We start from the raw sequence: 13,122 nt of genomic DNA, 5'->3' as shown, positions 1-13,122 counted from the left end.
CAACGAGGCGACCGGTGCCGCGGTGTCCGAGCAGCAGCACCTGATCGCCGATGAACAAGCACACCACCCGTCGCTGCCGATACGGGATGCGGAAATAGCCGTCCGGCGCTCGGACAACCGGGGTCGGCAGTCACCGGGCCATGGATCAATTCCTCCAACGGCGCCTGAGGAAACGCCAACAGCGGGATCATCGCCACACCCGCCCGACAGCGGGATCGACCGCACCGCCCTGGACTTGTCTCGAGGCCCGGGAAGCGATGACGCCCGGAATCAGACGACCACCCGCCGGGACACGCGCCCGACAGCGGGAATCGCCCCCCACAGCTAGCAGTTCTCTCGACACGCCTGCCGCAAACATTGCAGGTCAGGACAGATATCCACGAGTAGCCTCCGCGTGTATGAGTGCTCTCGAACACGCCGCTACCAGAGGTGTCACGCGTGACACGAATCTGTGCGCGAGAGGGGACTTGAACCCCTACGTCCGTGGACACCAGAACCTAAATCTGGCGCGTCTGCCAATTTCGCCACTCGCGCTTGATGGTACGACCGTCCAAACTCTACCGGGCTTGACCGACATCGCGAAGCGCAGCCCCGGCATGTCGTACTCGCCAGTAACCTCACCTGGTATTATAACGATTAGATAACGCTCAACATGAGGAGTGCTCATGTTTCGTACGCGTTGGTAACCGGGTGGACCAGCGGGTTTGAACATGAGGGAGGGTCATGTTTCTGGGCATTCTGGTACGGCTGTCCGCAAATACTCGACGGTAAGGCAGGCGTCGCAACGCAAACGTGAGGATTTCCTCATGATTTTCTGGAATCCTTGCAGTCATCAGGGCTCATTGGTGAGGAACACCTGCGCACCGGAGGGAGCGGCGTGTCTCGACGGCATGTCGCCAGGAGAAGGAAGTCGAAGCGTCTTGACGATCAATGAGAGCACTGCGGCCGGAACCGGACAGAGCCCGAAAGTGGTTGGGGCGCCACAGCAGGGGGGTTCACGGGCCCCGCTGCTGGATCGACTGCTGGGCGGAACGCCCTACGCGCTGGCCTTCGGTGGGCAGGGTGCGCGCTGGCTCGGTGAGTTGGAGGAAATCGGGCGCGACGCCGCACTGGAGCCCGAGCTGACCGCGTTGGTCAACGAAGCGGCGACGCTGCTGGAACCTGTTGCGGCACAACTACTTGTGGTGCGACCTGTCGGGTTCGACCCGATCGGCTGGATGCTCGAGAACGAGCTCGCCGAAGGTGACGATGCCGAGGTTTCCGGTGCGCCGTCGGAGCAGGTGCTCCGGTCCGCCGTGGTTTCGATGCCGGGCGTATTCCTGACGCAGGTGGCTGCCGTGCGCGCACTGCGGCTGCAGGGTCTGGACGCCAACGAGCACGCGCCGGTCGCGGTCGTCGGGCACTCGCAGGGGCGTCTGGCCGCGACCTCGGTGCAGGCCGGTGGACAGCGCGATGCCGAACTGCTCGCCATTGCCCAAATGATCGGTGCCGCAGCGGGTTTGGTTGCCCGGCGGCGCGGTCTGATGCCGGTGGGCGAGCGTTCGTCGATGGTCGCGGTATCGAATGTCGATCCCGAGCATCTGCGCACGGTGGTGGCCGAGGTGTCCGCGGGTGTGGATCCGGCTGCGGCCGCGGTGGTTTCGATTCGCAACGGTCGGCGGCGCGTGGTTCTCTCCGGTACGCCGACCCAGCTGCAGCGGGTGCGTCAGCGTTGCGCCCAGATCCATGACGAGCAGACTCGCGAGCGCGATGCGAAGACGCGCGGTGGCGCGGTGTTCGCGCCGGTCTTCGAGGATCTGGCCGTCGATGTGGCCTTCCATCACCCCGCGCTCGCCGACACGGTCGACATCGTGAGCGGCTGGGCGTCCCAGTGTGGTCTGGATGCGGAACTGGCGGGCTCGCTTGCCAAGGAGATCCTCGTCGACCCCATCGACTGGGTCGAGGAGGTAGACGGCGTCGTCGCCGCTGGTGCGCAGTGGATTCTGGATCTGGGCCCCGGCGATCTGCTCAGTCGGCTCACCAGCGGTTCGCTCAAAGGCACCGGCGTCGGCATTGTCGCGGCCGCGACCCGTGCCGGTCAGCGCAGCCTGCTGACCCCTGGTGCCGCTCCCGAGGTGCCCCAGCCGTGGTCGGCCTTCGCGCCGCGCCCGGTGCGCCTGCCGAGCGGACGCATCGTTGTCGAGACCTCGTTCACCAAGCTGACCGGTCGCTCGCCGATCCTGCTCGCTGGCATGACCCCGACCACCGTCGACGCGAAAATCGTTGCGGCGGCGGCGAATGCGGGGCACTGGGCGGAGCTGGCCGGTGGCGGTCAGGTCACCGAGCAGATCTTCGCCGACCGGGTGGCCGAGCTGAAGACGCTGCTGCATCCGGGTCGCGCGGTGCAGTTCAACTCGCTGTTCCTCGACCCGTACCTGTGGAAGCTGCAGCTCGGCGGTAAGCGCCTGGTGCAGAAGGCCCGTGCGGCGGGCGCGCCGTTCGACGGCGTCATCGTTACGGCGGGCATCCCGGAGCTGGAAGAGGCCGTCGCGCTGATCGCGGAGCTGACCGAGGTCGGCATCACGCATGTGGCGTTCAAGCCGGGCACCGTCGCCCAGATCCGCGCGGTGCTGCGCATCGCCGACGAGGTGCCGGACTACCCGGTGATCATGCACATCGAGGGCGGCCGGGCCGGTGGACACCACTCCTGGGAGGACCTGGACGATCTGCTGCTGGAGACCTACGCCGAGCTGCGCAACCGCGACAATGTGGTGGTCTGCGTCGGCGGCGGCATCGGTACCCCGGAGCGCGCCACCGAATACCTGACCGGCGAATGGGCTGTGCCGCACGGCTATCCGGTGATGCCGCTGGACGGCGTACTGGTCGGCACCGCCGCCATGGCGACGCTCGAGGCCACCACCGCACCCGAGGTCAAGCAGCTGCTCGTCGATACCCCCGGCACCCCGGACTGGGTCGGCGCGGGCACCGCGACCGGCGGAATGGCTTCCGGCCGTAGCCAATTGGGCGCCGATATCCACGAGATCGACAATGCGGCATCGCGCACCGGCCGCCTGCTCGACGAGGTCGCCGGTGATGCCGACGCGGTCGCCGAGCGTCGCGACGAGATCATCGCCGCGCTGAATGCCACGGCCAAGCCGTACTTCGGCGATGTCGCCACCATGACCTACCTCGAGTGGCTGGAACGCTACGTCGAGCTTGCCGTCGGCTTGGACCGACGCAAGGACTTCGACTGCGGCAGCGACCTCGGCGACGCCATCCTGGAGGCCACCCGTTCGGTCTGGCTCGATATCACTTGGCGGGACCGGTTCGCGGAGATGATGCGCCGCACCGAATCCCGGCTGCACCCGGCCGATCGCGGCGAGATTCCGACGCTGTTCGAATCCGACGAGGCCTTCGAGAATCCGGTCGACGCGCTGTGCGCGCTGAAGCAGCGGTACCCGGCGGCCGCGCAGACCCTGCTGCACCCGGCGGATGTGCCGTTCTTCGTCAGCCTGTGCAAGACCCCGGGTAAACCGGTGAACTTCGTGCCGGTGGTCGACGGCGATGTGCGCCGCTGGTGGCGTTCGGATTCGCTGTGGCAGGCCCATGATCCGCGCTACTCGGCCGATCAGGTCTGTGTCATTCCGGGCACGGTCGCGGTCGCCGGTATCACCCGCGTCGACGAGCCGGTCGGCGAATTGCTCGATCGCTTCGAGCAGGACACGGCCCACACGCTGGTCCGGGCCGGTGTGGTGCCGGTCGCGATCGACGCGCGCCGCCGCGCCGGTATCACCGAGGGACCGATCGACGCGGTGCTGGCCGCGCCGGATGTCGAATGGTCCGGCCGCACCACGGTCAACCCGATCCACCGCCTCGGCGATGTCACCGAATGGACCGTAGGCGATAAGGGGGCGGTACACCCGCCGACCGGTGCGACGGTCACCGAGACCACCGGACCGGATGCCGATCACGCCTATGTCGAGCTCACGGTGCCGCTGTTCGGCGGTGACGCCGTGCGCATCCGCCTGCGCATCACCGTGCCGACCTCCCTCTACAACGGCGGCGCACCGGTCATCACCGAAACCGATGCCGACACCGCCATGTCCGCGCTGCTCGCGGTCGCCGCGGGTCAGGCGCTGCCGGAGGTGAAGGGCCAGGTCGCACACCTCAATGTGGCGTGGACCCCGGATCTGATCGCCGATCACGCGGGTGTCACCGGTTCGGGTCTGCCCGGCGCGCTGAGCACGCTCGGGCGCAGCGTGCCCGATGTGCTCGTCGGCGCGTGCTGGCCGGCCGTCTTCGCGGTGCTCGGCGCCGCGCGCAGCGCCGATGGTGACAGTGTCATCGAGGGCATGCTGGATCTGGTCCACCTCGATCACCAGGTCGCACTCGAGCGGGACCTGCCGCAGGACACCAGCATTCTCGTTGTCCGCGCCGAATCGGGTGACGTTGTCGACACCGATCTGGGACGCGTCGTCGAGGTGCGGGTGTCGGTCGGCGAGATGCGGGATCAGGGCCTCGACGTGGTGCCGTTGGCGACGCTGACCGAACGTTTCGCCATCCGCGGCCGCAACGGCGCGGGCGAGCTGACCGATCCGCCGCGCGCGGCCGGTGTGGTCTCCGATGCGGCCACCGACACCCCGCGTCGGCGTCGCCGTGATGTCACCATCCTGGCGCCGCGCACCATGCGCGCCTTCGCCGCGGTCTCCGGTGACTACAACCCGATCCACACCAGCGATTCGGCCGCCAAGCTGGCCGGACTCGGCAGCCCGATCGTGCACGGCATGTGGCTTTCGGCCGCCGCGCAGCACGTGGTGTCTGCGGTGGATCCCGAAAGTTCCACTCCGGCACGGACTTTGACCGCGTGGACCACTCGTTTCCTCGGTATGGTCCGCCCGGGCGCGGAGATCGACGTGCGCGTCGAGCGGATCGCGGTCGACGCGGGCAGCGAGATCGTCGAGGTCTCCTGCCGCACCGACGGCGATCTGGTGATGACCGCGACCGGTCGCACCGCCGCCCCGAAGACCGTCTACGCCTTCCCGGGCCAGGGCATCCAGCGCAAGGGCATGGGCCTGGACGCCCGCGCCCGCTCCAAGGCCGCCAAGGAGATCTGGGAGCGCGCCGATAAGCACACCCGCGCGGCACTGGGCTTCTCGATCCTGGCCGTGGTCCGGGACAACCCGACCTACCTCAAGGCGCGCGGTGTCGAACACCGGCACCCGGACGGCGTGCTGCACCTGACCCAGTTCACCCAAGTCGCCATGGCGGTGCTCGGTGTGGCTCAGGTCGCCGAATTGCGCGAGGCCGGTGCCTACGTCGACGGCGCCATGCTGGCCGGACATTCGGTCGGTGAATACAACGCACTCGCGGCCGTCGCCGGTGTGCTGCCGCTGGAGGCGGTGCTGGAGGTCGTCTTCCAGCGCGGCTCCGCCATGCACGAGCTGGTGCCCCGGGATGCCCAGGGCCGCAGCGACTATCGGATGGCCGCCATCCGGCCGTCGCAGATCGGGCTGCCCGATGACGAGGTCATCGATTTCGTCAACGGTGTGGGCGAGAGCGTCGGGGAATTCCTCGAGGTCGTCAACCTGAACCTGCGTGGTTCGCAGTACGCGATCGCGGGCACGGTCAAGGGCCTGGAGGCGTTGGAGACCGAAATCGACCGTCGCCGTGCCGAATTCGGTGGTAAGCGGGCGTTCATCCTGGTCCCCGGCATCGATGTGCCGTTCCACTCCACCGTGCTGCGCGAGGGTGTGCCGGAGTTCCGGCAGAAGCTCGAACAGCTGCTGCCCGCGGATCTGCACCCGGAAATCCTGGTCGGACGCTACATTCCGAACCTGGTGCCCAAGCCGTTCTCGCTGGAGCGCGCATTCATCCAGGAGATCGCCGATCTGGTGCCTTCGGAGCCGCTGGCCGCCGTGCTCGCCGACTTCGACGGCTGGGCCGCACGTCCGACCGAACTGTGCCGGGTGGTGCTGATCGAGCTGCTGGCCTGGCAGTTCGCCAGCCCGGTGCGCTGGATCGAGACCCAGGATCTGCTGTTCACCGATACCGCCAACGGCGGACTCGGCGTGCAGCGTTTCGTCGAAATCGGTTTGGGCGCGACGCCGACCGTGGCGAACCTGGCCAGCCAGACGCTGAAGCTGCCCGCCTTCGGCACGGTCACCGTCGAGGTGCTGAATATCGAGCGCGAGGCCGCGGTCGTCTACTCGACCGATACCGATCCCGCGCCGGTCGACGAGCCCGCCGATGAGCCGGTCGAAACCGCTTCGGCCGCAGCGCCGGTCGCGGCGGCGCCGGTGGCCGCCCCGGTCGCGAGCTCGGGTGGTCCGCGTCCGGATGACATCGCGTTCACCGCCGCCGACGCCACCCGCGTACTGATCGCGCTGTGGACCAAGCTGCGGCTGGATCAGATCGGCCCGGTCGACACCATCGAGGGTCTCTGCGACGGTGTCTCGTCGCGGCGCAATCAGCTGCTCGTCGACCTCGGCTCCGAGCTGTCGCTCGGTGCGATCGACGGTGCCGCCGATGCCGATATGGGTGCGCTCTCGGCCACAGTCGAGCGACTTGCCCGTACCTACAAGCCTTTCGGTTCGGTGCTCTCCGATGCCATCGGCGATCACCTGCGTAAGGTCTTCGGACCGTCCGGCAAGCGGCCCGCCGCGATCGCCGAGCGCGTCAAGAAGGTCTGGGAGCTGGGCGACGGCTGGGCCCACCACGTCACCGCCGAGGTTTCGCTGGGCACCCGCGAGGGCGTCAGCGTGCGCGGCGGCGATCTCGGCGGGCTGGTCGCGAGTGTCAGCGACGCAGCCTCGGTCGATGCGGCCATCGACGCCGCCGTGCAGGCCGTCGCGGCCCGACGCGGTGTCGCGGTATCGCTGCCGAGCGCGGGCGGCGGTGGCGGCGCCACCGTGGACGCCGCGGCGCTGGGCGAGTTCACCGAACAGATCACCGGTCGCGACGGCGTGCTTGCCACGGCCGCGCGCGTGGTGCTCGAACAGCTCGGCCTGACCGACCAGGCGTCCGCGCCGGAGGCCACCGACGACACCCTGGTCGATCTGGTCTCGGCCGAATTGGGTTCGGACTGGCCGCGTTTGGTCGCGCCCGCCTTCGACGCCCGCAAGGCCGTACTGATCGACGACCGCTGGGCGACCGCACGCGAGGATCTGGCCAAGCTCTGGCTGCTCGATGACATCGGTTCGGGCGAGGAGTCGGTGGATGGCTTCCTCGGTGCCGGTGAAGCCGTTGCGGCACAGGCGAACTGGTGGCGTGAGAAGGCCAAGCACGAGGCCCGCTCGGTACTCGCCGGACTGTACGAGCGCATCGCCGAGGCCGCGCTGAACACCGAAGAGTCCGGACTTTGGTCCTCGGATACCGCCGTGATCACCGGTGCCAGCAAGGGTTCCATCGCGGCGGCGGCCGCCGGTCGACTGCTCGGCGGCGGCGCAACGGTCGTGGTCACCACCTCGAGCCTCAATGACGAGCGGCTCGGCTTCTACCGCAAGCTCTACCGCGAGAACGCGCGCCACGGCGCCGCGCTGTGGGTCGTCCCCGCGAATATGGCGTCCTACCAGGACGTCGACGCGCTGATCGACTGGGTCGGCAGCGAGCAGGTGGACAATGCGGGCGGCGCGAAGGTCAAGATCAAGGACGCGATGACACCGAGCCTGCTGCTGCCGTTCGCGGCGCCACGGGTCGCCGGTGATCTCGCCGACGCCGGGGCCCGCGCCGAAATGGAGATGCGGGTGCTGCTCTGGTCGGTCGAGCGGCTCATCGGTGGGCTGTCCAAGATCGGCGCCGATCACGATGTCGACGCGAAACTGCATGTGGTGCTTCCGGGTTCGCCCAACCGCGGCATGTTCGGCGGCGACGGCGCCTACGGTGAGTCCAAGGCCGCACTCGACGCGGTGGTCGCCAAGTGGCGGGCCGAGAAGTCGTGGTCGAGCCGAGTCACCCTGGTGCACGCCCTGATCGGCTGGGTGCGCGGCACCGGACTGATGGGCCACAACGATCCGATGGTGACCGCGGTCGAAAAGGCCGGTGTGCATACCTGGTCCACCACCGAGATGGCCGACGAGCTGCTCAAGTGGTGCACCTCGCGGGCCCGTCAGGTGACCGCCACCGGACCGCAGCAGATCGACCTCACCGGCGGACTCGCCAGGGTCAAGCTCGATCTGCCCGCCCTGGCCAAGCAGGCCCAGGAGGACGCACCGGCCGAGACCGAGGAAGCCGTTGCGGCGGCGACGATTTCGGCGCTGCCCGCACCGCCGACCATGAGCTCGGCGCTGCCGGTGCCCGAATGGGGTTCGGTGACCGCCGATCTCGCCGATATGGTCGTCATCGTCGGCGCCGGTGAACTCGGCCCGTACGGTTCGGCGCGCACCCGGTTCGAGATGGAGGTCTCCGACGAGCTCTCGGCCGCTGGTGTGCTCGAACTCGCCTGGACCACCGGCTTGGTAACTTGGGAGAACGATCCCAAGCCCGGTTGGTACGACACCGAATCCGGTGACTACGTCCCCGAACACGAGCTGGCCGAGAAGTACCACGACGCGGTCGTCGCGCGCTGCGGTGTGCGCCGCTACGAGGACGACGGCGCCATGATCGACAATGCCGCACCGCTGATGACCTCGGTCTTCCTGGACCAGGATCTGACCTTCACGGTCGGCGGCGAGGCCGAGGCGCGCGCCTTCTACGCCGCGGATCCGGAGCACACGGTGATCACGCCGGTCGCCGATTCCGGTGACTGGCAGGTGATCCGCAAGGCGGGCACCGAGATCCGGGTGCCGCGCAAGGCCAAGCTGTCGCGCACCGTCGGCGGTCAGATCCCGACCGGCTGGGATCCCACCATCTGGGGCATCTCCGCCGATATGGCGGCCTCGGTGGACCGGGTCGCGCTGTGGAATATCGTCTGCACCGTCGACGCGTTCATCAGCTCCGGATTCAGCCCGGCCGAACTGATGAGCTGGGTGCACCCGAGCCTGGTCGCCAACACCCAGGGCACCGGTATGGGCGGCATGTCCTCGATGCGCTCGCTCTACATCGACAACCTGCTCGGTGAGTCGCGCCCGAACGACATCCTGCAGGAGGCACTGCCGAACGTCGCGCTCGCGCATGTGGTGCAGTCCTACGTCGGCAGCTACGGCGCCATGGTGCATCCGGTGGCGGCCTGCGCGACGGCGGCGGTGTCGGTCGAGGAGGGCGTCGACAAGATCCGTTTGGGCAAGGCCGAATTGGTGGTCGCCGGTGGCTTCGACGATCTCGGTATCGAGGGCATCGTCGGCTTCGGTGATATGTCGGCCACCGCGGATTCGGCGGCCATGAGCGCCAAGGGCATCAGCGACCGGTACTTCTCCCGCGCCAACGACCGCCGTCGCGGCGGCTTCGTGGAATCGCAGGGTGGTGGCACCGTCCTGCTGGCGCGCGGTGATATCGCGCTCGAACTCGGTTTGCCGGTGCTCGGTGTGGTCGCCTTCGCGCAGTCCTTCGCCGATGGCGTGCACACCTCCATCCCGGCGCCCGGCCTGGGCGCACTCGGTGCGGGGCGTGGCGGTCGCGAATCCAAGTTCGCCGCCGAACTGCGCAAACTCGGTGTGGCGCCGGACGATATCGCGGTCATCTCCAAGCACGACACCTCGACCGCGGCCAACGATCCGAACGAGTCCGAACTGCACGAGCGGTTGGCCACGGCCATCGGACGCTCCGAGGGCGCCCCGCTGTTCGTGGTCTCGCAGAAGAGCCTGACCGGACACGCCAAGGGCGGTGCGGCCGCCTTCCAGCTCATCGGCCTGTGCCAGGTGCTGGAAAACGGTGTGGTACCGCCGAATCGGAGCCTGGACTGCGTCGACGACAAGATGCAGGCATACCCGCATCTGGTCTGGGCGCGCGAACCGCTGCGTTTCGGTGAGCGGTTCCCGCTCAAGGCCGGTCTGCTGACCTCGCTCGGCTTCGGCCACGTCTCGGGTCTGCTCGCGGTGGTGCATCCGGAGGCGTTCATCCAGGCGATCGAGCCGGGACGGCGCGAGGAGTACCAGCGCCGGGCGCAGCAGCGTCAGCTCGCCGGACGGCAGCGGTTCACCGAGGCCATGTGCGGCGGTGCCCCGCTGTACGAGCGGCCGGCGGATCGGCGCCTCGGTGCCGATGGCACGCCGTCGGAGCAGAAGCGGCAGCTGGAGGCCGACGTGCTGCTCTCGCCGGAGGCACGGCTGTCCGGCAACGGCACCTACCGGGCCGACGGTGCGGGTTGCGGCACCGGGGCAGTGATTCTCGGGCAACTGGACGCCGGTGGCTCTATGGCGTAGTGGCTCCGGCCATTACCGTGCAGAGTGCGGTCGCTACGGCGGCCGCACTCTGAGTTTTTCATTTGGGCTCGAAGGCGGAGGAGCGGCGACGCATTGACCATCCTGGGTATCGGCTTGGACTTGGTGACCATTTCCGAGTTCGCCGAACAGTTGCAACGGTCCGGAACCACCATGCTCCGGGAGAGTTTCACCGCCGGTGAGCGGCGCTACTGCCAGAGCAAGGGCACCGACCCGGCACGCAGTTACGCGGCGCGCTGGGCGGCCAAAGAGGCGGTGCTGAAGGCATGGGCGTCTTCGCGTTTCGCGCGCCGCCCGCAGATCGGCGACAACCCGTACCCCCTCATCGAGGTGGTCAACGACGCCTGGGGTCGCCCGAGCATCAAACTGCACGGCCTGGCCGCCGAATTCCTGCCTCGCGCAAGGGTTCACCTGTCCCTGACGCACGACGGCGATACGGCGGCCGCGATGGTCGTCCTCGAGGATCCGGGTGAACTCGCCGACCTGATCGAAGGTCGCGAAGCGCAGTAGCCGAGGCGATGTTCGAGCCGGGAACCCGATGGCGCCCGGCTCGAACGCGGATTGCCAAAGGTTAGCGCTCGCCGCCGGTTCGGGATTCTTTTTCGGCGACCATGAGGTACGCCACCATCAGTCGTTTGAGTTCGGAGACCGCTTCGGTGTTGCTCTGGTCGTCTTGCACGGAGAAATTCAGCATGGAATAGACCACGTGCACCAAGACTTCGGCCATCATGGTGCGGCGCGCGCGGGGGGTGCGCGGAGTCAACGGGCGCAGCATTTGCGAGACGACCTCGGCGAATTCCTTTTCGTGGATCGCACCGGTGGCTCGGGTGGACGGGGTGGACTGCATGGCCAGCCACACTTCGCGCCGGGACGGGTCGGTCAGCCACAGATTCGCCAGATGGTCGACGAACTGGTTCATATGCCGCAACCAGTCCAATGACGGGATTTCACCGTGGAAATCGGCGAGTTCCTGGGAAACCGCAACCAGGTCTTGGCGATTCAGCTCGCAGACGATGACGTACTTGTTGGCGAAGAACTGGTACAGCGTGCCGATCGGCACTTCGGCCCGCGCGGCCACCTCTTCGCAGGTGAACGATTCGAACCCGACCTCGACGAGCAATTCCCGGGACGCCTGCAAGAGGGCATCGAACTTGCGTTTACTGCGCTCCTGAGTGGGCCTGCGCCGCGGCATGAGCTCCTGCGGGTCGTCCTGCAGGTCCAACGCGGGGTCCAGACGTCGTTGCTTCGACCTGGCCTCCGTGCGTACATCCACGTATCAAGGCTAGCGGTATCGACACGCGTGCGACACGCGCACCGTATCTGCGTGTTAAGGACTGTCACATTTCATCACCCATCCAAGGCGGAAATGGCGCCGAACACATAACCGAGCGTGCGTGCATCTCGACGCACGTTTCGTGCCGGGGAATCCAAGGGGCTCAGGGGTTTCGGCAAGCTCGTGAGCTCTGCAATTGCACTGGGAAGGCGTGATCAGTGGGAGCTCGATCCGTGGTAACACTAGGCGTTTCCACCGAACGCGGCGCCGTTCACGCGGTAGCCATCGCCGACGGCGGCGAGAAGCTACCCGAGCGGGTGCTGCTTCAGCGGGTGGTGAAAACTCGTGGCGATTCGAAGGCGGACTTGGCGGTCGCGGTTCAGACGGCGCTGGACACCCTAGCCGCAGAGCTGGAGTCGGAGCGCGAGATCGTGGGCGCGGCGGTCGCCTACCGCGATGCCGCCGAGCGGCGCGCCATCGTCACCAAATTGGCGTCCGGCCCGTGGCATACTGCCTCGCTGGTATCGGCCAAGTCGGCACATCTGAGTGTGGCCGGGGTCATGACCTGGCTCGATGAATTCGACGATCTGCTCATCTGCGAGGTGGTCCCTGGGCATCAGGCGTTCACTCTGATCGACCGCAAGCGCAGCCGGGTACTGGCCGCGACGAGCCATGCCGGCAGTGCGACCGCCGAGGCACTCGACGTGGCGGTGTCGGATGCCTGGGATCAGTTCGAGGCGGCGATGGTCCGGCCCGATGCGGTGGTGCTGATCGGTTCGGCCGCGGACGGCTCGGTGGTGGCAACGGCGATGGACGGCTTCGGCGCGCCGGTGCTGCCGTGCAAGATCGGGACCTCCGCCTCGGCGGTCGGTGCTGCGCTGTTCGCGATGAGTGACGCGCTGGGTGTGAGCGAGCCGGTCGAGCGGGTGCGCAGTGCGCGTGGTCATACGGCGATGTTTGCCGCGGCGAGTGTGCTGGCCGGCGGGCTGGTCGTGGGCGGCTTGTACGTGACAACACGTACGGGCGCGGTCGTCGCGGACGCCCGGGTGACCGCGGATGCCCGCATGGTCGACGGTGATACCGGATCGGCGAGCGGCTCCGCCGCGGGCTCGTCGGTGCAGCCGAATATCAACCCGTTCGATCGTCCGGAGGCCCGGCAACCGACGGCCGCCGGATCCACCTCCAACGCGACGGTGGTCGACCTCGATCTGGGCGATTCTCCGCAATACACCTTCCTGCACTGGGGCGCTCAGCCACCCGGCATGATCTCCCCGGATATGCATGAGCACGAAAACGAGGCGGCTGGATCTCAGCCGCCGCTCCCGGGCACCGGTGTCCCCGGACCGACGACCAAGGTCGGCGCCCCGAACGGAGCCATGCTCTTCCCCGGTGAAGCGCCACCCCCAGCGGCCTTCACCCCCGAGTCCTACCACTGGTGGGACAACCACTTCCGCCTGCTCGTGCAATGGGCAACACAGCAGTTGCAGCCCACCTAGGAGAAACACACGAAAGGTCCGGTGCCCCAGCGGCTCCGGACCTTTCGGTTATAGATCGGGC

The 13,122-nt window shown here is 67.8% G+C and carries 4 protein-coding genes and 1 tRNA gene; 3 read left to right on the top strand and 2 right to left on the bottom strand.

Features of this window, described 5'->3' with window-relative positions; genetic code table 11:
* Window positions 1-452: 452 nt before the first annotated feature.
* Window positions 453-534: transfer RNA gene (locus ACQP1T_RS31835), tRNA-Leu, on the bottom strand.
* A 386-nt stretch (window positions 535-920) separates the two neighbouring features.
* Here ACQP1T_RS31835 and ACQP1T_RS31830 point away from each other — a divergent pair.
* Window positions 921-10,274, top strand: coding sequence for a fatty acid synthase subunit beta domain-containing protein (locus tag ACQP1T_RS31830; RefSeq protein WP_433756716.1), 9,354 nt, complete (start codon window positions 921-923; stop codon window positions 10,272-10,274).
* Between the two features lie 93 nt (window positions 10,275-10,367).
* Window positions 10,368-10,802 (top strand): holo-ACP synthase AcpS, encoded by a 435-nt coding sequence (gene acpS / locus ACQP1T_RS31825; RefSeq protein WP_040687506.1) that lies wholly within the window; start codon window positions 10,368-10,370, stop codon window positions 10,800-10,802.
* 61 nt (window positions 10,803-10,863) lie between these two features.
* Here acpS and ACQP1T_RS31820 read toward each other — a convergent pair whose 3' ends face one another.
* Window positions 10,864-11,484 carry a TetR/AcrR family transcriptional regulator gene (locus tag ACQP1T_RS31820; RefSeq protein ID WP_245672533.1) on the bottom strand — a complete coding sequence of 207 codons (621 nt, stop codon included), beginning with the start codon at window positions 11,482-11,484 and terminating at the stop codon, window positions 10,864-10,866.
* A gap of 314 nt (window positions 11,485-11,798) precedes the next feature.
* Here ACQP1T_RS31820 and ACQP1T_RS31815 point away from each other — a divergent pair, with 314 nt between their 5' ends.
* Entirely contained in the window at window positions 11,799-13,061 is a 1,263-nt protein-coding gene (locus ACQP1T_RS31815; RefSeq protein ID WP_433756715.1) for a hypothetical protein, read from the top strand.
* Window positions 13,062-13,122 lie beyond the last annotated feature (61 nt).

The sequence above is a fragment of the Nocardia sp. CA-135398 genome (assembly GCF_050955845.1).
In the GTDB taxonomy this organism is placed as follows: Bacteria; Actinomycetota; Actinomycetes; order Mycobacteriales; family Mycobacteriaceae; genus Nocardia.
Note: the sequence above shows the minus strand (reverse complement) of the source record. Positions and strands in the feature narration are given on the sequence as shown.

Coding starts and splice junctions, on each gene's coding strand:
- ACQP1T_RS31820 (WP_245672533.1), bottom strand. CDS start 11,484: ATGCCGCGGCGCAGGCCCACTCAGGAGCGCAGTAAACGCAAGTTCGAT.